This window comes from Floccifex sp. (assembly GCF_051873495.1).
In the GTDB taxonomy this organism is placed as follows: Bacteria; Bacillota_I; Bacilli_A; order Erysipelotrichales; family Erysipelotrichaceae; genus Floccifex.
Genome location: NZ_JBJEEX010000125.1, coordinates 1 through 24,599 on the forward strand (window position 1 = coordinate 1; position 24,599 = coordinate 24,599).

Here is a 24,599-nt window from a genome sequence, read left to right on the forward strand (position 1 = left end):
AGTAAAAGTATATTCTAAATGACTATTAGATGAGTCAATTAGAATATACCAGGTGGTGTATATAAAACAGACGGAAATGGGAACAAAGAAACCATTCCTTTTACTACTAAAGATGGTATTTTAACTTGGAAAGTACGTGTTCGTACAGATGCGGATTGTGACAAAATCACTTTAGTGGATCAGTTACCAACGGGAGTAACTTTAACTGGAATTAAGTATGAAAATACGAATTTAAATATCAAAGATAATGTCATTTCTCCTCAATATGATATATGGGTTGATGGCGGAAAATTAAATATTAATGGAACTGTTGAATCAGGTGAAAATGGTCAAATTCTAAGATTAGAAATCACTAAAAAAGATTATCAAGATAAGGTTGTTCAAATTCCATATAGAAGTGAATTCAATATTTATTATGTATGTAAAATTAATCCAGGTATATTAGAAAACATGAATTTAGAAACATATAAACAGTTCACAAATAATGTTTCTATGAAACAAGATGATAAAGAGTTTACGGATTCTCATACGATAGAAGTAAACTATGATAAAGCAGGTACAACAAAAGAAGTTGTTGATAAAAATGGAAAATGGAATAATGATGCTCGATTATTAGAGTATTCTATTGTTTTAAATCCAGAAGGAAGAGATTTGTTGGCGGGCTCTGATTATTTAATATTAGCTGACCGTTTACAATATGAATTAAATGAAAACAATCCAGAGAAAATGGTAGATATGGCTTTACTTCCAGGAACAGTAAAATTATATGAAGCTGTTTATGATAGCCAAGGAAATTTAGTAAAAGGAAATGAAATTACAGATTGGAATTGGAAACTAGCAACTTCCGTAAACAATAATATTCATACACATGAAATTATTGCCAATGTTCCTGATGGAAAAGCAATGATATTTGAATATGACTACAATGTTTGGTTACCAGAAGGATCAAAAGTAGATGAAGCATATGATTGGCAACTTCCAACAATTTCAAATACAGCTCAATTGTTTGGTGATAGTAATCATCAAGATGGGTCATGGAGTAAAGTTGAATGGAAAGATAGTCAAACGGCTGGTGGAATTACATCGGATCATGCGTATATTTTATATAAAGTAGAAAAAGGAAATTATGGAAAATTATTAAAGGGTGCAACATTTAGTTTATATAAGAATTCAAATCCAAAGCAAGTTCTAAAAGAATATACGACAAATGACAGTGGAGCTATCATTATTGAATGGCACGATGATGAGGATAAATATCCAGATGAATTTAAATTTGAATACAATACGCTTTACTATATCCAAGAAACAAAGGCACCAGATGGGTATTTGTTACCAGAGGAACCTCAAAAATATTATTTCTATTTTAGTAATGGTAATTTCAATTCTATTACACCAGATGGAGCCATTGATTTAACACAAACCGCTGGTCAAGTTTATTGTGAAAATGAAAGAAGCACAACGTCTATTGAAGTTGATAAAGAATGGATAGATGAACAAGGAAATGATGTAACGGATCAAAGGCATGGTTCTGTTAGTGTTGATCTTTATCAAAGAAAAAGTTTAACGCCACCAACAGATGAAGAAGATGAATTGGTGAAGGTATCTGTAAAAATTGGTAAATATGATGTAGATAGTGTTATATTATTTAATCAAACGTATTCTTGTAGAAAAGGAACCAAGATTTGCTTGGATATACCTTCTAATTTTATGCCTAAAGTTGTGAATGGAAATAACATTTCATATGGTTATAATGAAGAAATAAAGCCAGTATCAAAAAGTGGAGAAAATCCAACAGTTTATCATTATGAATATGTGGTAAATGGTAATGTGACAATTTCAGGAATCACAAGTGATAACAGTAATCAAATTATTACTGTAAATGTGAATCAACCAGATATTCCTGAAAAACCACAAGGATCTTTGGTGGGAACATATACGATAAATTCATCCAATGCTTATGGTAGTTGGAAAATTCGTATTGATAATCTTCCTAAAAAAGGAATTACAAATGGTCAGGTTGTTTATTATTCTTATTATGTTAAAGAACATAATGAAGAAACTTACAATGCACAATATAGTAATAATCAAGGAATAGATTCAGGTGTTATCACAATCACAAATACAACGACAAATACACCGGAATATGAACTCCCAGAAACAGGTGGAATGGGAACGACTTTTATTTATGTTTCAGGGGCTTTATTAGTATTGTTATCGATTTCATTTTTGTATAAAAGAAATAGAATATAAATGGAAAAAGAGAACTTGAAACTTAGTACAAGTTCTCTTTTCAATAATATAAATGTCACAATTTTTTAAAAAATTCTTAAATATTTTTTAAATAAAATTTACACTGTGGACAACAATAATTAAAATGGAATATAATTTAAAAAAGTCTATGACTTGGAGGAAATTATGACAGAACAAGATTTAAAGAAACTGTCACGAAGAGAGTTATTAGAGATGCTTGTTATGCAAGGAGAAGAACTCGAATCGGTAAAGAAACAGTTAGCGAATACAAAACAAAGATTATTAGACAAAGAAATGAATATAAACAATGCAGGGTCTATTGCTGAAGCTGCACTAAAAGTAAATGGAGTATTTGAAGCATGTCAGGCAGCATGTGCTCAATATACTGACAATATTAAAAATTTAAGTGATCGTACATCTAAAATTTGTGAAGAAAAACTACAAGAAGCACAAAAAGAAGCAGATAGAATCATAGCAGAAGCAACGGCTCAAAAAGAAAAAATGGAAAAAGATACTAAGATTGATTGTGATATGATGTTAGCTAAAGCAAAAGTGGATTCTGAGGCTTATTGGAAAGAAGTTTCTACTCGTCTAGAAAACTTCTATAAAGAATATAATGCTCTACAAAAAATATTACCAATTAAGGAACAATAAATATGAAGAAAATAGAAGTAGCCGATGTTGAATCACTAAAAAAAGAATTGGATCGAGTTAACTATCGTTCGCGCTACAATACTGTTTTAAAATCAACGATTTATATGTTGATTGTCGTAGCTGCCGTTGTTGTACTTGTCGCAACAACTTGGTTACCCGTTTTACAAATCTATGGATCCAGTATGACACCTACTCTTGAAGAAGGCGAAATTGTTGTATCAGTAAAAGGATCTAAATTTGAAACAGGTGAACTAGTTGCGTTTTATTATGGAAATAAAATCTTAGTAAAACGATGCATAGCTGGACCAGGACAATGGGTTGATATCGATGAAGATGGAACTGTTTATGTGGACGGCAAAGAAATCAATGAACCTTATGTAAAAGATAAAGCACTAGGGGATTGTGATATCAAATTACCATATCAAGTACCAGAGAATAGGTATTTTTGTATGGGAGATCATCGCTCAACATCTGTTGATTCACGTAGTACAAGTATTGGTTGTGTTTCTGAAGAACAAATCATAGGAAGAATTTTCTTTAGAATATGGCCATTAAATGAAATTTATTATTTCGAATAGGAAAAGGAGGAAAAAACAATGAAAAGTCATTATAAACAAATCAAGGGTCTACTTGCATGTGCTGTTGTTCTTTTTACTGTTTTTTCTTTAACTCGTCCAGCCATTACGATGGGAAAATTGGTTTGTGAAAAAGAAGAACACACTCATACAAATGACTGTTACAACATAACAGAAAAGACAATTACTAATAAAACATCAAATTGTAATTATTCTTCTTTACACGTTCATGTCCATTCACCTAGTTGTTATGATGAAAACAATGAATTGAAATGTGGATATGCGGACTATGTAATTCATGAACACAACGAGGATTGTTATCAAGACGATAACCTAGTTTGTGAATTAGAAGAAATTAAGGAACATGTTCATACTGAAAGTTGTTATGATTCCAATCACAATTTAATTTGTACAAAACCACAAATTAAAGAACACAAACACAATAGTGATTGTTACGATGAAGACAATAACTTAATTTGTGGATTCCTTGAAACCAGTAAACACGAACACAATGAAGACTGTTTTATTTCATCTACTAAAACCATTGAAGAAAAAGAACTAATTTGTGAAAAAGAAGAACATGAACACACTGAAAAATGTTATGAAAAACAAACAGACCAAGAAGAAAACAGTGATGAAAATATAAATAGTGCTATGGCATTATCGGATGATGATAGCAGTAACAATAACGATTCATCATCGACCAATGCAACATCAATTGCCATTGAAAGCTATATAACTGATGCCAAGTTATATTATCGTACTTCTACTGATAGTGAATGGACATCGGTAACAAATGATACAACAATCCCAGGTAATGCCGATTTAAGACTGGAAGTTGATTATGAAAACTTAAATATTGATCAATTACTTGCTGCGAATTGTACAGTTACATTTAATCTTCCTTCCATTATGAGAAATCCAAAAACAAATGGAACAATTAATAGCGGAAATACGGAAGTTGGAACAATCACAGCAAATGGAAATCAATTACAGATTGTATTTGATCAAACTTGGTTGTCACAACAAAAAACGGATAATAATACGACAATAGATGGAGATTTCTATGTGGAATCAAAAGTAGATTTATCACAAGCTGGAAGTGAAAACCCCGGTGAAATTAGATACGGAGATGTAGTAATCCAATTAAAGTTTGATACTGATGTTATCGCTAAATATGGTGAAGTTAAAATTGAAAAAAGTACACCAACATTTAGTCAAATTGAGTCGGGTAATGAAAAAGGAGATTATTTAAGTTATACATTAACGGTTACAGCAGGACCAGATGGCATGCCAAATGTAAAAGTGGTTGATGAATTTACAAATAATGGTAATCTTGTTGCTTCTAAATATTTAGATATAACTATTTCAGAAGAAGGTATTTTAAATGCAAGTACAGCTACAACAGTTGACGGGAAATTAGTTTGGACTATTGGTAATATGGCTCCTAATGAAGTTCGAACTCTAACATATAAAGTAAAACTTGTGGATGCATACACTAGCCAAGGACAAACCGCTACTATTACCAATCAAGCAAAAGTCTATTCCAAAGACCTTGAAAAAAAGACAGCTACAAGTGAATTTTCACCAAAAGCTACAGCGAATATGTCTAAGAAAGGCTCGGTAACGAATACAGATGACCAAGGAAATATGTATATTACATATTATGTATGGATTAAAGCGGATGAAAAAAATACATACCCTTTAAAAAATGTATGCATCAAAGATGCATTAGATGGTTCGATTGATGATGCAAGTAAAACAGAACAAAAATATTTAAATTTCACTTCCTATGTAGATGGTTCATTTTATTTGTATAAAGGTGGATCCAAAGATCAGAATAGTGAAACTGGTTTAACAGATAAACAATCAATCGCGCCAACATTTACTGATAATAAATATGGTTTTGTATATAAAATAGGAACTTTAAGTAAGGGTGAAACATATACATTAAGTTATCAAGTAAAAGTTAAACCTAATGTTTATGCATTTACTGAAGGAGTAGTACCAATAAATAACCGTGTCTATCTTGCGTTAAATGCTTCAACTACAGATAATGGAAATAAAATTCAGTCTTATATGTATACTGAAAATCTTTCTAAGAAAGTATGGGATCGTAAAATAGTTGGAGATGCCTTAACAGAAGCTAAAACTATTAGTTTAAATGATTTTGTTTATGAAATTAAAGACAAGACAGTTTCTCATATAAATGATGTAACTTCATTTAATGTTCCAATAGGAAGTTATCAATATCAAGTTGTTGCCAATGAAGCAGGTAACTGGGATGTTTCCAGTGCATCCATGAGTGATCAATTCCAACAAGCTTATATGCAATATGTTGGATATGTTCAAATCAACGCTTATGAAATAAAGGAGAATAAACCAACAAGTAATTTAACAGACGCAGTTGTAATTAAGAATTTAAGTGATAGAACACCTGATAAAACAGTTTATTTGAAAGTGGATGGACAAAACTCATTTTCATTTGAATCAGATAAATTAGGAATAGATGGAAACTATGCTTATTTATTAACATATTATGCTAAACCTGTAAATGTAGATAATGTTACTCAGGTTGTAGTTACTAATGAATTTTCTTTAGGCGGAACAGTGGGTATTAATGGAACAAAGTATACATTAACACCAATGGTAGTTGATGCTTCTGTTGTTGTAGCAGGAAGTAACAGTTTCAATGCCCAAAAATTAAATTGGTACTATGATCCAACAGCAGAAGGAAATGACTGGAGCCATGGTTCTTTATATTGGGTTATTAAAGTCGATGGAAATACAATTTCCAAAGACACTTATTTTAGAGATACAACTTTAGATAATAATCTTATAAGGAGTAATTCTTTGGTTGGCTTATATATAGGAAATCTTGGAACAGCTAAAACGATTTCTGATTTTGATAATATGGGCGATTTAATGGATGAAAATCTTTTAACAAAACTAGATGAGTCTTATTATTCTAAAATTCCAGTAGAAGATAGTTCACTTGTAAATAATCAACTAATTGTGAAATTAAATAAGTCAATTAGCTTAGACAATGGAAAATCACTATATATTATTGTACGCTCTGCTCCTCAAAGTATTCCAGTTGGAGATCGTGAAACAAAAACATATAAAAACAAACTAGAAAGTTCATTTGATGGTAAACAATATGTTAATCACAATACAGCTACGGAAGTACTGTGTGGAAGTAACGGTGTTTTTAAAGAACTAAATAAAGTTGTGAAATGGGATGGAACAACAGAAACAGTTATTTCAAAAAATAAGAATCATAACAATATAACGAATTTATTTGAAAAACCAGGAATTTATGTCACATGGCAAATTCAAGCTAACTATGTAGGTAATTTAAATGGAAGATATCGATTTGAAGAAACAATTCCAGAAGGAATGGAACTTGTATATGTAAGATATTTCTGGAATGGAGGAGGCTATACGCGTAATATACCTGTTCCAACAACAGTAAAATTAACTGAAACAGAACTAAGTGATTTAGGAAAAGGTTGGGTAGAGCATACGCAAACCATCATTGATCAACACAATAATAGTAAAATTGTTTATTATTATCAAAATGGCAATAAAGTTATTTGGGATGTGGATGGTTTATATAATGGATATCAAGTCGATCAATTTGGAGTTGAATATCAAATTGCCTGTCGAGTAACAGATCCAGATGTGTTACTAGGAGGCATTGAAAAGACTTTTGACAATAAAGTTACATTAAAGACGGCGAAAGGAAATACGGTTTCAACAGGAAATGACAGTGTAAGTATTAAAACTTCAACAATTTCCAAAACAGGAATACATCAAGAAAATGATGGTAGTGTTTATCCATTTGAAATTAAAGTAAATCCTAATGGACAAGATTTATTACCAAATAAGGATAAAATTACAGTAATTGATGAATTAGGTGAAAACTTAACCCTTGATTCAAGTTCCATTGTGATTAAGAAAACAGGAATGGATGAAGTATTGAGTTCAAATCAATGGACAGCTTCTGTAAATGGACAAACATTAAGTATTGAAATTCCAGATAATCTGGCATTAACAATTACATACAACACAAATGTTAATGCTGCACCAGGTCAAGAAGTAAAAATTACCAATAAAGCTTATTGGGAAGGTTATGATTCTCCGGAAGGTGGAAGTTTCGAAAGTGAAAACTTCTCATATACAGTAGGTGGAACCGTTAGTGGTAATACTCCTCCGACTGTAACGGTTGAAAAATCAGATAGTACGGATATGGCTATAAAACTAACAGGAGCTACTTTTACTTTACAAGAAGCCACATATAATGAACAAAGTAAAGAATTTGTATTACAAGATGATATTTGGTCAAAAGATACGGGAACTGATGGAAAATTGACATTTGGTAATGACGCAGGCCAACAAATGTCTTATAATACTATCTATTGTTTGACTGAAACAAAGGCACCTGATGGTTATGTTTTAGATGCACAACCACATTACTTTGTAATCGCAAAACAACTAGAGGATAAATCATATCCACCGTTACTAGAACAAGTAAAAGGAAAAGCAACTGTTTATTATCAATCACCAAATTATATTTATCAAGCCTACAACCATAAAGGCCAAATTACAGTAGAAAAGAAATTTATAGATATTGGTGGACGAACAGATTGTAGTCCGGTAAAAGGTACATATAATTTTGGATTGTATGAAAATGCACAAACTTCATCAACAACGCAAGAACCATCGCAAACTATATCGATTACATATAATGAATCTGATACAAGTGCGAATAAATCAGGTATATTTAAAAATTTAGATTTACAAAAAACATATTATGTTTATGAATTAGATGATCAAGGTAAGCCAATCATTGATCAAGGAATAATAGGAAACAATAAATATCTTGTTTCTTATGATCAAGATGATGATGCGGATAGCAATCCAAATACGGCACAAAACGGACAGACAGTTATTGTCACCAATCAATCTACAGTAGAACTTCCTGAAACAGGAGGCTCTGGTACATGGTTTTATACAATAGGAGGATTAATTCTAGTATTAGGATCACTCATTCTGTTGTACAAAAATAAATTAAGTAGGAAGGAGGCCTAAAATCTTAGAAACCTTCAAACTACTTAAATCAAAAAAAAAATTATGTGAAGAAGAAATTAATAGAAATGGAGAAAGACATGAAGCACATAAAAAAATTCTATAGTGTTTTAGTTGCATTCGTAATGGCATTCACAATGTCTACAACAATATTTGCAGCTGACACAACAATCACAGCACCAGCTGGAAGTACACGTACTTATGATGTATACCAAATCTTTACTGGTGATTTATCTGATGGAGTATTATCTAATGTTAAATGGGGTAAAAATGGTCAAGGAACTAAAGGAGAAGCAGTGCCAGATGCTACAACTAAAGCTTTAGAAGCAGTAAATTCACTATCTGATACAAAAAAATTAGAAAAAATCAAAGAATTCGTTAATTTAGATTCTGAAAAATTTGGAACAGTAAGTGATGGTAGTCCATTAAATGCTCCAACTGGTTACTATTTAATTAAAGACAATGGTCCAGTAGGAGATGGAGAAGCTTATAGTTTATATGTTGTTCAAGTTGTAGGACCTACTACAATTAGTCCAAAAGTTGGAACAGTTACTTCTGAGAAAAAAGTAGATGATAAAAATGATTCTAATACAACTGAAGATGCAGTAGTTTGGCAAGATTCAGCTGACTATGATATTGGAGATGATGTTCCTTTCCAATTAAAAGCTACAATCGCTCAAGATTATGATAACTATAAAGTATACAAATTAACTTTCCACGATAAAGAATCTGCTGGATTAACATTCAAACCAGAAACAGTAGTCGTTAAAATTGATGGAGCAACAGTTGATAAAAGTAATTATTCAGTAGTTACAACTGGATTAACTGATGGTGATACTTTTGAAGTTCGTTTTGCGGATTTAAAGAGTACAGCTGCTAAAGCTGGTTCAGTTATTACTGTTGAATATTCTTCAACTTTAAATGATCAAGCTGTTTTAGGTTCAACTGGTAACCCTAATACAATGCATGTTACTTATTCAAATAATCCAAACGATGCACAAGGTGGAGAAAATGGAAAGACTCCAGATGATACAGTTATCGTATTTACTTATAAAGTAGTAGTAAATAAAGTGGATGAAAAGAAAGATCCTTTAAAAGGTGCTGGATTTACTTTATATAAGAAAAACGCATCTGGTGAATATGTAGTTGTTGGTAGTGAAGTTAAAGGTGATGACATGACTACTTTTGAATGGTCTGGCCTAGATGATGGTGACTATAAATTAGTCGAAACTACTACACCTGCTGGATACAATACAATTGCAGATATCGAATTTACTATCAGTGCTGAACATGATGTATTATCTGATAATCCTGCTCTAACAAGTTTATCAGGTGGAAATAAATTCACCGGAGTAGTTGACACAGGTACTGTTTCAACTAATGTAGAAAATAAAAAAGGTGCAACATTACCTGAAACAGGTGGTATTGGTACTACAATGTTCTATGTAGCTGGTGCTGGATTAGTATTAGTTGCTGTCGTATTATTAATTACTCGTAAGAGAATGAATTAATTGATATAGTTATAACAGGAAGGATTTATTCCTTCCTGTATTGTATGTTTATATAATGATAAGGAGAGGGTTAGATGAAGAAAAAGAATTTTACGAATATAATATTAGTTTTCATTCTTCTTCTAGGATTGTCCTTATTGTTGTATCCAACTGTGAGTGATTACTATAATTCATTTCATCAGACGCGTGCTATTGCGCATTATGCCGATACAGTTTCGAATTTAGATGAAAATAATTATGAACAAATGTATGAAGATGCGATAAAATATAACCAAAGAAGAACTTCTTTTCATTATTCTTTAAGTGATGCGGAAATTCTTGAATATGAATCGCTATTAGATGTTACGGGAACAGGAATTATGGGATACATTGAAATTCCTAAGATTCGTTGTTCATTGCCTATTTATCATGGAACCGATGAAGCGGTACTACAAATTGCCATTGGACATTTGGAATGGAGTTCTTTACCAGTTGGGGGAACGAGTACGCATTGTGTTTTATCAGGACATAGAGGTCTTCCTAGTGCTAAGCTTTTCAGTAATCTTGATAAATTGGAAATGGGCGATACGTTTATGCTTCGAACATTGAATGAAGTATTGACTTATGAAGTGGATCAAATTCTGATTGTTGAACCACAAGAAATGACATCTTTACAAATAGAACCTGGAAAAGATTTATGTACTTTAGTAACTTGTACTCCCTATGGAGTCAATAGCCATCGTTTATTAGTACGAGGACATCGTGTTGAAAATAAAGACATAGCTGTTTTTGTGACGGCTGATGCATCTCAAATTGATCCAATGATTGTATCAGGGGCTTTGGCTATACCTATTTTTATCATATTAATTATTGTGTTATTAATACCTAAGAAGAGAGGATAAATTATGAGGAAAATAAGAAATATTATTTTAAGTTTAGTTTTATGTTTTATGGTACTTCCTATGAATATTCATGCAGCTGGATACATTGATATGGGAAGAGACATTCAATTAACTCTACAAACAAATTACAGTGGAATTCACTTTGATTTATATCATATTGGTTATGTAAGTGAAACTGGAGAAATCAGTGTTGCCGAAGGGTATGAAGACTATAATGTTAATATTACAGGTAAAAATGATGAAGCTTGGAATGAATTGGCTTTAACATTAGAAGGTTTTGTTGCTGCCGAAGGTATTCAGTCTGAATATAATGGAACAACGGGTAGTGATGGTTCTTTGTATTTTGATTCAGTTGAAAAAGGTTTATATTTAGTAACTTCTGAAATTAAAACGCAAGATGGAAAAGTATATGAAACTACTCCAAGTATTATTTTACTTCCTTCTTTAGACTATGAAAAAAATGAATGGATGTATGAAGTTACTATTGAACCTAAATTTGAAATCAGTGATGATACTTCTCTTTCTTTAAAAGTAATGAAAGTTTGGAAAGATACTGGATATGAAAAGGTTCGTCCTACAAGTGTACTTGTTCAATTATATGAAGATGGACAATTATATGATCAAGTAACTTTAAGTAAAGAGAATAATTGGCAACATGTTTGGGAAAACTGTGAAACAACGCATAAATATACTTTAGTTGAACAAAAAATTGATAACTATACAGTTAGTGTTACTAAAGAAGGAGTGACATATGTTGTCACAAATACATATAATGTACCACCAACTCCTTCAACAGATAAAAACATTCCTCATACGGGACAATATTGGTGGCCAGTTCTTGCCTTGGTAGTTGTTGGTTTATTGTTTATAGTCATTGGATTGGTAAGGAGAAAATCCAATGAAGGGTAAAAACTTCATACGAATAGGGCTATTGTGCTTATGCATAGCCCTTCTTTTAAGTTTATATAACGGATATTGTGCTCTTCGTGCTGGTAAGTCTTCTAATGATGCTTTAGGAAAACTTGAATTTGATCAAGATACTTTATTGGAAGGAGAAACAGAAGACTATATTATTAATCCAGATATGGAAATGCCTATTCAGACTATTGATGGCTTAGATTATGTAGGAATGATTCAAATTCCTGCTCTTGATTTAAATTTACCCGTCTTAAGTGAATGTACAATGGCTAATTTAGATAAAGCTCCTTGTCGATATTTGGGCACATGTTATAAGGAAAACTTTATTATTGGAGCACATAATAGTTATTATCACTTTGGAAATTTAAAGAAACTAAAACAAGGAGATGTCATTGCCTTTGTGGACATGAAAGAGAGAGTGTTTCAATACAAAGTTGTGGGAACAGAAATATTAATGCCCAATCAAGGATTGGAACTCGAACAAGGAAATTATGATTTAACTTTATTTACTTGTACATGGGCAGGATATTCTCGTGTCGTTGTTCGTTGTGAAAAGATATAGAAATAAAATATGAAAGAGAGCGTGAGCTCTCTTTGTGTGTATATAGTGTTAATTTTTTAAAAGAAAGATAGATTTTTTAGCAAAATAGTATCTCAACCCGTCAGATTCGGAACTTTCAACCCGTCGTATTTTGAGTTTTCAATCCGTGTGATTAAACAAAGAGCCGGTCGGCTCTATTTACTTAATATCATAGTTTCTTTGACCAAAGATGGCACTACCAATACGAATGGTATTTGATCCATGTTCAATAGCTAATTTATAGTCATCAGACATTCCCATTGATAAATACTTCATTTCTGGATACATCATTTTCGTTAAATTAAATAATTCTTTCATTTGTTCGAATTCATTAATGATAATGTGTTCATCTTCGGTATTTGTGGCAACACACATTAATCCAGTAATTTTAATATGTTCGAATTGTTCGCATTCCTTTAAAAATAAAATCGCATCTTCAATTGGTAAACCTGTTTTATTCTCATCATTAGAAATCTTAATTTGCACATAACACTCTTGAACTAGATTATGTTTCTTGGCCTGTTTTTCGATTTCCTTGGCAAGTTTAACAGAATCAAGTGTTTCAATAACTGCTTTTCCAACGACATATTTTACTTTATTGGTTTGTAGATGACCAATCAAATGCCAAGTATACTTTTCATCGTATTTGTCCACTAATTCTTGTACTTTATTTTCTCCAAAAGTAGTTAGACCCATGGAAGCCACTTCATCAATTTCTTCTTTTGTTCGTGTTTTTGAAACCGCAATGACTTGAATATTTTCTAACTCTTTTAAAGAATTAATCATTTCTTTATTCATTTTCATCACCCATTGATAATTGTAGTACAAAAAATAAATAAATCATAGAAATTCTGATATAATTCTAATGGTGAACTTAATATGAAAAAAGGAATATTTATAACATTTGAAGGAAACGATGGTGCTGGAAAAACAACCATCTGCCTTAAAATAAAAGAAGAACTAGAAAAAAGAGGATATCCGGTTGTCTATACAAGAGAACCAGGGGGAAGTAAAATTGCCGAAGAAATTCGAGAAATTTTATTGGATACAAAAAACACCGAAATGGATCAAAGAACAGAAGCTTTATTATATGCTGCAAGCCGACGTCAACATTTAGTTGAAAAAGTTGTACCGGCATTAAATGAAGGAAAAATTGTATTATGTGATCGTTTCGTGGATTCATCGCTTGCTTACCAAGGCTATGCCCGTGGAATTGGTATGGATGAAGTATGGCAAATTAATCAATTTGCGATTTCTGACTACATGCCTCAAAAAACATTATTCTTATCTGTAAGCATGGAAACCGGACAAAAGCGCATGAACATTCGCGGTGATAAAAATCGTTTAGACTTAGAAGCCAATGATTTTCATCAAAAAGTACGAAAAGGATATGACACTTTAATTGAAAAATACCCCGATCGTATTGTTGTGATTGATGCAGAACCAAGCGTTGATGTTGTCTTTAAAAATGCTTTAGACCAAGTCATGAAAGTGATTGAATCTTATGAATAAAGAAGAACTAAAAAAGAATCAGCCCATTGTGTATCAAACCCTATCCAATGCATTGAAATACAATCGTTTAGCCCATGCTTATTTATTCACTGGAGCAAAAGGAAGCATTAAGAGCCAAACTGCTTTATTATTTGCCCAAAGCTTGGTGTGCGAACACCCAGATGAAGATGGCTTTGCCTGTCAGGAATGTGATACATGTAAACGAATGGCAAAAGAAGAATCCAATGACTTTTGTTTCGTTCATGGAGATCAAGAAAACATCAAAAAAGATCATATTCTAAACATTATTGATAAATTCTCGGAAACAGCCCAAGAAGTTTCTAATAAAAGAATTTATATACTCGATCGATTCGATAATGCGAATAATGCAGCAAGTAATAAATTATTGAAGTTTTTAGAAGAACCAGGTCAAGGAATCTATGCGATATTGACTGCGGATGAAAAATCCAATCTACTTCCTACGATTCAATCTCGTTGTCAAATTGTAACGTTTAGACCTATTTCACTAGAAGATGAATTAAAAACCATTGTGGATGAAAAAAGTGCTAAAATGTTGGCAATGAATGGTTATTCATTGGATCAAGTAAAAGAAATGATTGAAACAGAGGAGTATGAACAAGTCAAACAATTTGCGTTGGATTATATGAATCATTGGGATTCATTGGAACAAATTGTGATTATGCAGACAGAATGTTTTATTCCTAAATCAAAATATATGGATAAAAAATGGGTTCGTTTATGGATTCAATGGTTATTATTCAATATTAAAGAAAAAGAAATGAATTTATCACAATATAGTCAAATTCAAATGATTCTTGTACAAGCACTAGATGCATTAAGAATACCCGTAGATTTGGCTTTATTGTTGGATCAAACATACAATAAAATCAGGAAGGTTGTGACAAAATGAATCAAGATTATAAATATATTATTTACGTTCAATTTGATGAATCAAAAAAAGCATATACATTTGGAGCGAGTACACCCTACAACATTGGTGACGATGTCGTTGTAGAAACGGTAAGAGGAAAAGAACTAGGAAAAGTATGTGCGCCTTATATCGATTTTGATGAAAACAAAGTAAAAGGGAATTGTAAACCAGTTGTTCGTTTGGCAACTAAATACGATTTACTTCAAAAGAAAGACAACGAAAAGAAAGCTAAAAAAGCAATGGAAATTTGTCAACAATGCATTGATAACTTAAATTTAGATATGCACTTAATCAGTGGAGAATACACATTGGATTGTACGAAAGTCATTTTCACTTATGTATCCGATGACCGTGTTGATTTTAGACAATTATTGAAAGACTTAGCTAGTCAATTACATTGTCGTATTGAATTAAGACAAGTCGGTCCTCGTAATAAAGCTAAAATGGTAGGAGGACTAGGAAACTGTGGAATGGAAACTTGTTGTTCACGCTTCTTATGTGACTTTGATTCTATTTCTATCAATATGGCTAAAAATCAATTATTAGCTCTTAACATTCAAAAGTTAAGTGGACAATGTGGTAAGTTAATGTGTTGTTTACGATATGAAAATGATCAATACACAGAAATGAGAAAAGACTTACCTAAAATTAATTCTTTTGTGACATATGAAGGAAATAAATACCGTATCACAAGTATGAATGTACTTCAAAAAACAGCTAAACTCGAAAACAAAGAAGATGTTAAGTTTGTGACATTTAAAGATTTAGGATTGGAATAAAAATGAATCGACAAAAAAGTTTTGAAACCCAACAAGCAACTCTATATTTAGTACCAACACCCATTGGAAATTTATCCGAAATGACTAAACGAGCATTAGAAACACTAGAAAATGTAGACATCATTGCGTGTGAGGATACTCGTAATACAAGTAAATTATTAATGGCATACAATATTAAAAAGCCATTGATATCGCATCACGAACACAATCAAAAAGAAAGTATTCCCCGCATTCTTCATGAATTAAAAGAAGGAAAAAGTGTCGCTGTTGTTTCCGATGCGGGATATCCATTGGTATCCGATCCAGGACAAAAATTAGTCTGCGATGTGATTGAACAAGGAAATCCTGTTGTTTCTTTATCGGGATGCAATGCCGCAATGAATGCCTTAGTTGCCAGTGGTTTAAGTACGCAACACTATTTATTCTATGGATTTTTAGATAGTAAAAGTTCGAAGCGTAAAAAACAATTAAATGAATTAAAGTCTTTTCCCTATACAATCATTTTCTATGAAGCCCCTCATCGTATTTCTTCTTGTCTAGAAGATATATTAGAAGTATTAGGAAATCGTAATATGTGCTTGGCAAGAGAATTGACTAAACTACATGAAGAATTTATTCGTGGAACAGTTGAAGAAGTTTTATCCATTTGTGATTCTTTAAAAGGTGAAATGGTTTTAGTTATTGAAGGAAACACTTTAAAAGAAGAAGTAGATATGAATGATGCGATTGATAAAGTAAATGAATATGTTCAAGAGGGGTATAAAACAAAACAAGCAATTCAATTGGTTGCCAAGGAATTAAATATTAAGAAAAATGAATTATATGATTTATATCATAAACAAGAAAGCTAGAATTAGCTTTCTTTTTAAAATAAAAAGTCATTTACTTTCGTAAACGACTTTTAAAAGAATGTAAAGTTTATTTTACCAACGATGATTATATCACATCTATTTATAAATTAAAATGTTGTTTATTAACCACATTTTAGATACAATATTCTTGTTGTAACGGAGGATGTCTTACTTATGAAGATAATAAGAAGATTTACCGAAATTTTATTTTTTTATTTTAGTGCTTTTTTTAGCGTGTCTGCATAGATACGCTTTTTTTAATGAAAGGATGTAGTAAATGGAAACACGAGTTTTAATTGTTATGGGATCTAGATCCGATCTTCCTGTTGTGCAAGGATGTATGGATCAACTAGATGAATTTGGAGTTGGCTATGAAGTACGTATTTTAAGTGCTCATCGAACTCCAGAAGCTGTGATTGAATTGAGCAAACAAGCCAAAAATCGCGGCATTGAAGTTATTATTGCAGCAGCGGGAGGAGCCGCCCATTTAGCTGGAGTAATCGCAAGTTCGACACCGTTACCTGTTATTGGAATTCCAGTACAAACTTCTGCTTTAGGAGGAATGGATTCTTTATTGTCAACGGTACAAATGCCATCAGGTGTACCTGTCGCAACAGTGGCAATTGGAAAAGCAGGTCCTAAAAATGCTGCGATTTTAGCTTGTCAAATGATGGGATTAAAAGATGAACAACTTCAAAATAAAATTATAGCCTTTAAAGAACAACAAGCTAAAAAAGTATTAGACGATTCATATGTAGAATAGGAGAACAACATGGATACGCGTATTTTTGTAAGTAAAAAAGAACAATTTCAAGTAGAAAGTCAATCTTTATGTAATGAATTAAAGACATCACTTGGATTGGATAATGAATTAAGTTTAACGCAATACAATATTTATGATATTTTCAATGCCGATGAAAACGACATTCAATTATTAAAAGAAAATGTGTGCAGTGAAGTCGTAACTGATAATGTATTTGATACAGTTGATTTAACGAATAAAAAATATCTCGCATATGAATTTTTACCAGGACAATACGACCAAAGAGCCGATAGTGCCATGCAATGTTTAATGCTTTTAAACAATAAACAAACTGTTCGCATTCATTCTGGAACACTTCTTGTATTTGAAGGAAAAATGAGTGATGAACAATTAGAAAAAGTTACCCATTATTTAGTGAATCCCGTAGAAGCACGTATAAAAGATTTATCAATTCTTGAAGATGATCAAGATGTGAATTTTGAAGATGTTAAGACCATTGATGGATTTATGGAAATGAGTCAAGAACAATTAAGTGAATTAAGAATATCACTTGGATTGGCAATGTCACAAGAAGACATTGAACATGTTCAAAATTATTTTAAAAACGAAGAAAAACGAGATTGTACAATGACTGAAATGCGTGTATTAGATACGTATTGGTCAGATCATTGTCGTCATACTACATTTGAAACGGTATTGGATTCGGTTGAATTTAAATTGGATACACTTCAAGACCAAATTCAAGAATCTTATAATAAATATTTAAAATTAAGAGAAGAAGTCCATGGAAATCGTAAAGAACAAACGCTTATGGACATGGCCACTATTGCTGGTAAATATTTAAGAAAAACAGGAAAAGTCAATAATATTGAAATCAGTGATGAAATCAATGCATGTTCCATTGAAATTAAAGTCGATGTTGATGGAGTCGATGAAGATTGGTTATTAATGTTTAAAAACGAAACGCATAACCACCCAACGGAAATTGAACCATTTGGAGGGGCTAGTACATGTATTGGAGGAGCTATTCGAGATCCTCTATCAGGTCGTGCCTATGTATACCAAGCAATGCGTATTACTGGAGCTGGGGATATCACAAAACCTATTTCAGAAACCTTAGAACATAAATTACCTCAATCAAAAATCAGTAAAAAAGCAGCACAAGGATATTCTTCATATGGAAATCAAATTGGATTGGCAACTACTTATGTAGAAGAAATCTATGATGAAGGATATGTTGCCAAACGTATGGAAGTAGGAGCTGTGGTAGGTGCTGCACCTAAGAGCCATGTAAAACGTGAACAACCTGTACCAGGTGATATTATCGTTATGTTTGGTGGAGCAACTGGACGCGATGGTATTGGAGGAGCAACCGGTTCATCAAAAGAACACAACGAAACTTCTTTAGAAAAATGTTCATCAGAAGTTCAAAAAGGAAATGCCTTAGTTGAACGTAAACTACAACGTTTATTTAGAAACCCAAAATGCACACGCTTAATCAAAAAAGCCAATGACTTTGGAGCTGGGGGAGTATCTGTTGCGGTTGGTGAATTAGCCGATGGATTGGATATTAACTTAGATGCGGTTCCGGTTAAATATTTAGGATTAGATGGAACGGAACTAGCCATTTCCGAATCCCAAGAAAGAATGGCTTGTGTTATTGAAGCAAAAGACTTTGAAGAATTTAAAAACATCGCTTTCACAGAAAACTTAGATGTGATTAAAGTTGCGGATGTAACCGATACAAATCGCTTGGTTATGCGTTTTAAAGGAAAAACAATCGTGGATATGTCACGTGATTTCTTAAACACAAATGGTGTACGCCAACATCAAAAAGTAGAAGTCACTCCAAGTGAATACGATGAAAAACCATTTGAACATAAAGATACAAATTTAATTGATGTCTTACAAGAAGATAATGTTGCTTGTCAAATTGGGTTAGCAGAAATGTTTGATGCTTCTATTGGGAAGAGTACTGTATTGATGCCATTTGGTGGTTTCTATCAATTAACACCAGAACAAGGATCCGTACAAAAGTTACCAGTTCATGGATTCACAAATACTTGTTCATTAATGACATATGGATACGATCCTAAAATTTCTAAGTATTCTCCTTATTTAGGAGCGGCTTATTCAGTAGTCGAAGCTTTGACTCGAATTACAGCCTTAGGAGCAGACTATAAAACTTGTCGTTTATCAAATCAAGAATACTTTGAAAGAGTTGGTAAAGATGCGACAAAATGGGGACGTCCATTTGAAGCGTTATTGGGATTAATTGATGCACAATTAGCTTTTGAAACACCTAGTATTGGTGGAAAAGACAGTATGTCAGGAACATATAAAGATATTCATGTTCCTCCTACAGTAATCACATTCGCCGTAACAAGCGATAAAACAGATCATATTATCTCTGCTGAATTCAAGAAACCAGGAAATTATGTTTATCTAGTAAAACATAATCGTCTTGAAAATGACATGCCTAATTATGAACAATTAAAAGATAACTTTGAAACAGTTCATCAATATATGTTAGATGGAAAAATTGTTTCAGCTAGTAGTGTAAAATTCGGAGGAATTGGAGCTGCCATTGCCCAAATGGCATTTGGAAATAAATTAGGAGTTGCCATTATGTGTGATGAAGACATCTATGGAACAAATATTGGTTCTTTAGTTGTGGAAACAACCGAAGTCATTCATGATCCTCATTTCACAATGTTAGGAATTATCAATGATCAAAAAGAAATTGTGATTAATGATGAAAAAGTATCAATGGATGATGCTTTAAAAGCTTGGACAAAACGTTATAGTGATATTTATCCTATGACTGTAGATCCAAATGGACAAGTTATGTGTACGCCAATGACAAATACTACAGTACCACAATCAAAAGTTCAAATTGATAAACCAGTGGTTGTCATTCCTGTGTTCCCTGGACAAAACTGTGAATACGATACAACTGAAAAATTTGAAAGAGCGGGAGCGGAAGTTCATCAAGTCGTATTCAATAACTTAACCGTTGAAAACATTCAAAAGAGCATCAATACTTTAGCTGATGAAATTTCTAAAGCACAAATCTTAATGATTGTTGGAGGTTTCTCTTCAGGAGATGAACCAGATGGTTCGGGTAAATTCATTGCCAATGTATTAAGAAACGAAAAAGTATGGAATGCGATTCAAACAATGAGAGAAAACGATGGATTGATTTTAGGAATTTGTAATGGATTCCAAGCATTAATTAAATCTGGTTTACTTCCATATGGAGACATTGAAAAATTAGACGAAAACAATCCAACTTTATTCAGAAATAATATTAACCGACATGTTTCTCACATGGCACGTACAAGAGTAACTTCTAATAAATCACCATGGATGCAAGGAATTGATACAGGAAGCATTCATAGTATTGCGATGTCTCATGGAGAAGGTAAATTTGTAGCGAGTGAAGAAGTTCTTCAAAAATTGTTAGAAAACGGACAAATCGCTACTCAATACGTAAATGAATTAGGAATTCCAACAATGGATGGATTAGATAATATCAATGGTTCTAGTATGGCAATTGAAGGTATCTTTAGCGAAGATGGAAAAATCTTTGGTAAGATGGGTCATAGTGAACGATATGAAGATGGTTTATTTAAGAACATAGCTGGAAATAAAGATCAAAATATTTTTGAAAACGGTGTACGTTATTTTACACATAAATAGGAGGAAGTCATGGATTACAAAAAAGCAGGAGTCGATATTGAAGCAGGATATAAATCCGTTGAATTAATGAAAAAGCACGTAAAACAAACAATGCGTCCTGAGGTTTTAGGAGGTCTTGGTGGTTTTGCCGGTGCCTTTGATTTAAGTGGAATTAAAAATATGGAAGAACCCGTATTATTATCGGGAACAGATGGATGTGGAACAAAAGTTAAATTAGCTTTTGTGATGGATAAACACGATACCATTGGAATTGATGCCGTTGCCATGTGTGTAAACGACATTGCTTGTAGTGGAGGAGAACCTTTGTTCTTCCTTGACTACATCGCATGTGGAAAAAACTATCCTGAAAAAATCGCAACTATTGTATCAGGAGTAGCCCAAGGATGTATTCAAAGTGAATGTGCCCTTGTTGGTGGAGAAACAGCGGAACATCCAGGACTAATGCCACAAGATGAATATGATTTAGCTGGATTTGCGGTTGGAGTTGTGGATAAAAAAGACATCATCGATGGGTCTAAAATTAAAGAAGGCGATGTGTTAGTGGGAATTGCTTCAAGTGGAGTACATTCCAATGGATTTAGTTTAGTTCGTTCGGTATTTGACATGAGTGAAGAATCATTAAATACATATTATGACGAACTACAAACCACCCTAGGAAACGCTTTAATTGAGCCAACTCGTATTTATGTAAAAGCATTAAAGAATGTGAAAAAAGAAGGAATCACTATTAAAGGTTGTTCACATATTACAGGTGGTGGATTCTATGAAAATGTTCCTAGAATGTTACCAGAAAATGCCAAAGCCATTATTAAAAAAGGAAGCTATCCAGTTCCACCTATTTTTGATTTGATTCAAAAAAATGGAAACATTGAAGAAAAAATGATGTACAACACATTCAATATGGGACTTGGAATGGTCATTGCCTTAGATTCAAAAGACGTAGAAACAGCTATGAAAGCTATCGAACAAGCAGGCGATAAGTGTTATGTAGTTGGTGAAATTGTCAAAGGAGATAAAGGGGTCGAATTATGTTAAGATTGGCCGTTCTAATTTCAGGTTCGGGCTCTGATCTACAATCCATTATTGATCATCGTAATCATATTAATGGTGAAATTGCTTTAGTTGTATCGAATCGTAAAACAGCGGGTGGACTACAACGAGCTGAAAAAGCAGGCATCAAAAATCTTGTGATTAAAGATCAAAATGAATTATTAAATACATTAAAAGAAGAAAAAATTGATTTTATTGTATTAGCAGGTTACTTAGCTATTTTAGGAAAAGAATTAATTGAAGCCTATCCTAATAAAATCATTAATATTCATCCTTCTTTGGTTCCATCTTTTTGTGGACCAGGAATGTATGGTATGCACGTACATGAAGCGGTTTTAAAAAGAGGTGTAAAAGTATCCGGAGCAACGATTCATTTTGTGAGTGAAGAAGTGGATGGTGGACCTATTATTTGGCAAGAAGCCGTATCTATTGCGGATTTAGAAACTGCTGAAGATATTCAAAAAAGAGTCTTAGAAATTGAACATAAAATATTACCAAAAGTTGTTGAACTATATTGTGATAATAAAATCATTGTAGAGAAAGGAACAGTTAAAATACTATGAAAAGAGCATTAGTGAGTGTTTCCGATAAAACGGGATTAGTTGAATTTGTATCTGGTTTAGTAGAACAAGGATATGAAATTATTTCTACAGGAGGAACAAAAAAAGCACTTGAACAAGCGGGATTAAAAGTGATTGGAATCAGTGAAATCACTGGTTTCCCTGAAATTATGGATGGTCGTGTAAAAACACTTCATCCTAAAGTACATGGAGCTCTTTTATGTGTAAGAGACAATCCAGATCATGTAAGACAATTAAAAGAATTAGGAATTGATTACATTGATTTAGTTTGTGTAAACTTATATCCATTTAAACAAACCGTTGAAAAACCAGGAGTGACACACGAAGAAGTTATTGAAAACATCGATATTGGTGGACCAAGTATGTTAAGAAGTGCAGCTAAAAACTATGCTTCGATTCCAGTTATCTGTGATCCAAATGATTATGGTAAAGTTTTAGATGAAATTAAAACAAATGGGGAAACTTCATTAGATACAAGAGAAAAATTAGCTGCTAAAGTATATCGTCATACTTGTACGTATGATAACTACATTGCTACTTATCTAGAAAATCGTATTAATAATAAGTAATAGATTGATGCATCATAATGGTGCATCTTTTTTTTATTGTTTATTAACAAAATTATAATTTATAAAAAAAAGTAATTGCTTCTATTTTAAATCCTTGTCGAAGGTATAAGAATTATCTACAATTATTTTAAAGGATAACTTAATTATAGGTGGTGATTGTATGGATAGAAAAATGACGACTAAAGAATACGATTTATATAAGGCTGCAATACTAGCAGCTAATGATTCCAAAGACAAAGAAGCTTTACGTCAGATTTTAAAACAATTGATTGCCAATTACGGATTAGACAATAACGATGTACAGTATTTAATTAAATTATTTCGTTATAATGTCTGACTTTAAGGAGGAAGAAGTGTATGGAAAAAAGTAAAATCAAAAAAATCCCGGTTGGAAAATTTAATATGGCAACCAAGTGTTACATTTGTAAAGGAGTAGGACTTGATGTATGTCCAGTATGTTTTGGAAGAAAAACAGAAAATGGAAGAACATGTTCCGAATGTAATGGACGTGGAATGGTTAAGTGCTATGCATGCCAAGGAACTGGTGTTGTTGATTAAATAAATTATATGTCAGAAAATAAAACATGTTCAAAATGTATTCACTGGATTCATGGTATTTGTCGTATAACCGGTGAAAGAAAAAATGATACCATTTGTAATAGTGGACAATTTAAAGAACGATAAAGATGAAAACCAGCCTTCAAGACTGGTTTTTACTGTTTATAAATAAAATAAGAACAGATATGATCATTAGTATTCCTATTATAATTTGAAGAATGCGATTATTTGAAAATAAAGTAATATCAAATAAGTAGAGTATACCCATTATCACTAGGAATACAGTACAAATCAGGTTAAGTATATTTTTCATGATGATTATTATGAAATTCGCCTATCAATTTTCTTTTTTATCTTTTCCGCAAGTTCACGATCTTTTTTATACATATCAGTATTTACATAACACTTCTTTTCTGATGTATATATAGCTTTGATTGAACCATCTTTTAAAGTGATTTTTAAACCAACATATAAACCAGGTTCTCCAAACATTGAATAAAACGTCGTTCCACCCAATACTTGATGAACAAAAGGAGTTCCTTTTCCCTTAAAAGAAGCATCTTCATTTAATACCGATACTTTTTCAATGTCTTCATATTTGATTGTAGATTCGGTTCCATTTAAGATATGAAGTTCTGAATTATTATCATCAAATTCTACATAGCGATTCATAGTTTTCCTCCTTTCTAAAATGATAATGTTATCTTTAATTTCATTATAAAGAATGTTTAATTTTGATTCAATGCGAGTATTGTTTTATATTTTTAGTAGCAGAAAACCCATAAGTCTTGGGTAACCAAAATCTTTTGGGGGCAAATTTTTTAGGGACGAATTTTGGGGTTT

The 24,599-nt window shown here is 32.2% G+C and carries 20 protein-coding genes and 1 pseudogene; 19 read left to right on the plus strand and 2 right to left on the minus strand.

What is annotated here, in order from left to right:
• Positions 1-174: 174 nt before the first annotated feature.
• The 8 genes from ACI313_RS08130 to ACI313_RS08165 all read left to right on the plus strand — a co-directional run bounded on the left by ACI313_RS08130 (position 175) and on the right by ACI313_RS08165 (position 12,442).
• Positions 175-2,250 carry a SpaA isopeptide-forming pilin-related protein gene (locus ACI313_RS08130; RefSeq protein WP_439755739.1) on the plus strand — a complete coding sequence of 692 codons (2,076 nt, stop codon included), beginning with the start codon at positions 175-177 and terminating at the stop codon, positions 2,248-2,250.
• A 165-nt stretch (positions 2,251-2,415) separates the two neighbouring features.
• Positions 2,416-2,904: a hypothetical protein gene (locus ACI313_RS08135; protein WP_320607794.1), complete on the plus strand. Its 489-nt coding sequence runs from the start codon at positions 2,416-2,418 to the stop codon at positions 2,902-2,904.
• Positions 2,905-2,906: 2 nt separating this feature from the next.
• Positions 2,907-3,482: a signal peptidase I gene (gene lepB / locus ACI313_RS08140; protein WP_439755740.1), complete on the plus strand. Its 576-nt coding sequence runs from the start codon at positions 2,907-2,909 to the stop codon at positions 3,480-3,482.
• Between the two features lie 18 nt (positions 3,483-3,500).
• The gene (locus ACI313_RS08145; protein WP_439755741.1) at positions 3,501-8,573 is read left to right on the plus strand and encodes a SpaA isopeptide-forming pilin-related protein; all 5,073 of its coding nucleotides are present in this window, start codon (positions 3,501-3,503) and stop codon (positions 8,571-8,573) included.
• 77 nt (positions 8,574-8,650) lie between these two features.
• Positions 8,651-10,081 carry an isopeptide-forming domain-containing fimbrial protein gene (locus ACI313_RS08150; protein ID WP_320607790.1) on the plus strand — a complete coding sequence of 477 codons (1,431 nt, stop codon included), beginning with the start codon at positions 8,651-8,653 and terminating at the stop codon, positions 10,079-10,081.
• 74 nt (positions 10,082-10,155) lie between these two features.
• Positions 10,156-10,962 carry a class C sortase gene (locus ACI313_RS08155; RefSeq protein ID WP_320607789.1) on the plus strand — a complete coding sequence of 269 codons (807 nt, stop codon included), beginning with the start codon at positions 10,156-10,158 and terminating at the stop codon, positions 10,960-10,962.
• Positions 10,963-10,965: 3 nt separating this feature from the next.
• Positions 10,966-11,871 carry a Cna B-type domain-containing protein gene (locus ACI313_RS08160; RefSeq protein ID WP_439755742.1) on the plus strand — a complete coding sequence of 302 codons (906 nt, stop codon included), beginning with the start codon at positions 10,966-10,968 and terminating at the stop codon, positions 11,869-11,871.
• Positions 11,861-12,442 carry a sortase gene (locus ACI313_RS08165; protein ID WP_320104475.1) on the plus strand — a complete coding sequence of 194 codons (582 nt, stop codon included), beginning with the start codon at positions 11,861-11,863 and terminating at the stop codon, positions 12,440-12,442. Before ACI313_RS08160 ends, ACI313_RS08165 begins: the two co-directional genes overlap by 11 nt.
• 177 nt (positions 12,443-12,619) lie before the next feature.
• Here ACI313_RS08165 and ACI313_RS08170 read toward each other — a convergent pair whose 3' ends face one another.
• Positions 12,620-13,258 (minus strand): YggS family pyridoxal phosphate-dependent enzyme, encoded by a 639-nt coding sequence (locus tag ACI313_RS08170; RefSeq protein ID WP_439755743.1) that lies wholly within the window; start codon positions 13,256-13,258, stop codon positions 12,620-12,622.
• A gap of 81 nt (positions 13,259-13,339) precedes the next feature.
• Between ACI313_RS08170 and tmk the strand changes: the two genes are divergently transcribed.
• From tmk to ACI313_RS08225, 11 genes and pseudogenes are all read left to right on the plus strand, one after another.
• Entirely contained in the window at positions 13,340-13,972 is a 633-nt protein-coding gene (gene tmk, locus ACI313_RS08175; RefSeq protein WP_320607786.1) for a dTMP kinase, read from the plus strand.
• Positions 13,965-14,882 carry a hypothetical protein gene (locus ACI313_RS08180; protein ID WP_320104474.1) on the plus strand — a complete coding sequence of 306 codons (918 nt, stop codon included), beginning with the start codon at positions 13,965-13,967 and terminating at the stop codon, positions 14,880-14,882. Before tmk ends, ACI313_RS08180 begins: the two co-directional genes overlap by 8 nt.
• The gene (gene ricT, locus ACI313_RS08185) at positions 14,879-15,682 is read left to right on the plus strand and encodes a regulatory iron-sulfur-containing complex subunit RicT (protein ID WP_439755745.1); all 804 of its coding nucleotides are present in this window, start codon (positions 14,879-14,881) and stop codon (positions 15,680-15,682) included. Before ACI313_RS08180 ends, ricT begins: the two co-directional genes overlap by 4 nt.
• Positions 15,683-15,684: 2 nt before the next feature.
• A complete protein-coding gene (gene rsmI, locus ACI313_RS08190) occupies positions 15,685-16,533 on the plus strand; it encodes a 16S rRNA (cytidine(1402)-2'-O)-methyltransferase (protein WP_439755746.1) in 849 nt (282 codons plus the stop codon).
• Positions 16,534-16,810: 277 nt separating this feature from the next.
• Positions 16,811-17,296 carry a 5-(carboxyamino)imidazole ribonucleotide mutase gene (purE, locus tag ACI313_RS08195; RefSeq protein ID WP_320607783.1) on the plus strand — a complete coding sequence of 162 codons (486 nt, stop codon included), beginning with the start codon at positions 16,811-16,813 and terminating at the stop codon, positions 17,294-17,296.
• Positions 17,297-17,305: 9 nt separating this feature from the next.
• Positions 17,306-20,998, plus strand: coding sequence for a phosphoribosylformylglycinamidine synthase (locus ACI313_RS08200; protein WP_439755747.1), 3,693 nt, complete (start codon positions 17,306-17,308; stop codon positions 20,996-20,998).
• A gap of 9 nt (positions 20,999-21,007) precedes the next feature.
• Entirely contained in the window at positions 21,008-22,033 is a 1,026-nt protein-coding gene (purM, locus tag ACI313_RS08205; RefSeq protein WP_439755748.1) for a phosphoribosylformylglycinamidine cyclo-ligase, read from the plus strand.
• A complete protein-coding gene (gene purN, locus ACI313_RS08210) occupies positions 22,027-22,611 on the plus strand; it encodes a phosphoribosylglycinamide formyltransferase (protein ID WP_439755750.1) in 585 nt (194 codons plus the stop codon). The genes purM and purN overlap by 7 nt, the downstream gene beginning before the upstream one ends.
• A pseudogene (gene purH, locus ACI313_RS08215) lies at positions 22,608-23,195 on the plus strand (bifunctional phosphoribosylaminoimidazolecarboxamide formyltransferase/IMP cyclohydrolase); the annotation flags it as partial. The gene purN and the pseudogene purH, both read left to right, overlap by 4 nt.
• A 163-nt stretch (positions 23,196-23,358) precedes the next feature.
• Positions 23,359-23,535, plus strand: a complete 177-nt coding sequence (locus ACI313_RS08220) for a hypothetical protein (protein ID WP_439755751.1) — start codon at positions 23,359-23,361, stop codon at positions 23,533-23,535.
• A gap of 20 nt (positions 23,536-23,555) precedes the next feature.
• Positions 23,556-23,756, plus strand: coding sequence for a hypothetical protein (locus ACI313_RS08225; RefSeq protein ID WP_320607777.1), 201 nt, complete (start codon positions 23,556-23,558; stop codon positions 23,754-23,756).
• Positions 23,757-24,077: 321 nt separating this feature from the next.
• Here the strand turns inward: ACI313_RS08225 and ACI313_RS08230 are convergent, their stop codons facing one another.
• The gene (locus ACI313_RS08230) at positions 24,078-24,428 is read right to left on the minus strand and encodes a hypothetical protein (protein ID WP_439755752.1); all 351 of its coding nucleotides are present in this window, start codon (positions 24,426-24,428) and stop codon (positions 24,078-24,080) included.
• Positions 24,429-24,599 lie beyond the last annotated feature (171 nt).

What these genes read in the sequence shown, in the direction of transcription:
- ricT (WP_439755745.1), top strand. Translation starts at nt 14,879, where the DNA reads ATGAATCAAGATTATAAATATATTATTTACGTTCAATTTGATGAATCA.
- tmk (WP_320607786.1), top strand. Translation starts at nt 13,340, where the DNA reads ATGAAAAAAGGAATATTTATAACATTTGAAGGAAACGATGGTGCTGGA.
- purE (WP_320607783.1), top strand. Translation starts at nt 16,811, where the DNA reads ATGGAAACACGAGTTTTAATTGTTATGGGATCTAGATCCGATCTTCCT.
- purM (WP_439755748.1), top strand. Translation starts at nt 21,008, where the DNA reads ATGGATTACAAAAAAGCAGGAGTCGATATTGAAGCAGGATATAAATCC.
- ACI313_RS08200 (WP_439755747.1), top strand. Translation starts at nt 17,306, where the DNA reads ATGGATACGCGTATTTTTGTAAGTAAAAAAGAACAATTTCAAGTAGAA.
- ACI313_RS08135 (WP_320607794.1), top strand. Translation starts at nt 2,416, where the DNA reads ATGACAGAACAAGATTTAAAGAAACTGTCACGAAGAGAGTTATTAGAG.
- ACI313_RS08165 (WP_320104475.1), top strand. Translation starts at nt 11,861, where the DNA reads ATGAAGGGTAAAAACTTCATACGAATAGGGCTATTGTGCTTATGCATA.
- ACI313_RS08145 (WP_439755741.1), top strand. Translation starts at nt 3,501, where the DNA reads ATGAAAAGTCATTATAAACAAATCAAGGGTCTACTTGCATGTGCTGTT.
- lepB (WP_439755740.1), top strand. Translation starts at nt 2,907, where the DNA reads ATGAAGAAAATAGAAGTAGCCGATGTTGAATCACTAAAAAAAGAATTG.
- ACI313_RS08180 (WP_320104474.1), top strand. Translation starts at nt 13,965, where the DNA reads ATGAATAAAGAAGAACTAAAAAAGAATCAGCCCATTGTGTATCAAACC.
- purN (WP_439755750.1), top strand. Translation starts at nt 22,027, where the DNA reads ATGTTAAGATTGGCCGTTCTAATTTCAGGTTCGGGCTCTGATCTACAA.
- ACI313_RS08155 (WP_320607789.1), top strand. Translation starts at nt 10,156, where the DNA reads ATGAAGAAAAAGAATTTTACGAATATAATATTAGTTTTCATTCTTCTT.
- rsmI (WP_439755746.1), top strand. Translation starts at nt 15,685, where the DNA reads ATGAATCGACAAAAAAGTTTTGAAACCCAACAAGCAACTCTATATTTA.
- ACI313_RS08225 (WP_320607777.1), top strand. Translation starts at nt 23,556, where the DNA reads ATGGAAAAAAGTAAAATCAAAAAAATCCCGGTTGGAAAATTTAATATG.
- ACI313_RS08220 (WP_439755751.1), top strand. Translation starts at nt 23,359, where the DNA reads ATGGATAGAAAAATGACGACTAAAGAATACGATTTATATAAGGCTGCA.
- ACI313_RS08150 (WP_320607790.1), top strand. Translation starts at nt 8,651, where the DNA reads ATGAAGCACATAAAAAAATTCTATAGTGTTTTAGTTGCATTCGTAATG.
- ACI313_RS08230 (WP_439755752.1), bottom strand. Translation starts at nt 24,428, where the DNA reads ATGAATCGCTATGTAGAATTTGATGATAATAATTCAGAACTTCATATC.
- ACI313_RS08170 (WP_439755743.1), bottom strand. Translation starts at nt 13,258, where the DNA reads ATGAATAAAGAAATGATTAATTCTTTAAAAGAGTTAGAAAATATTCAA.
- ACI313_RS08160 (WP_439755742.1), top strand. Translation starts at nt 10,966, where the DNA reads ATGAGGAAAATAAGAAATATTATTTTAAGTTTAGTTTTATGTTTTATG.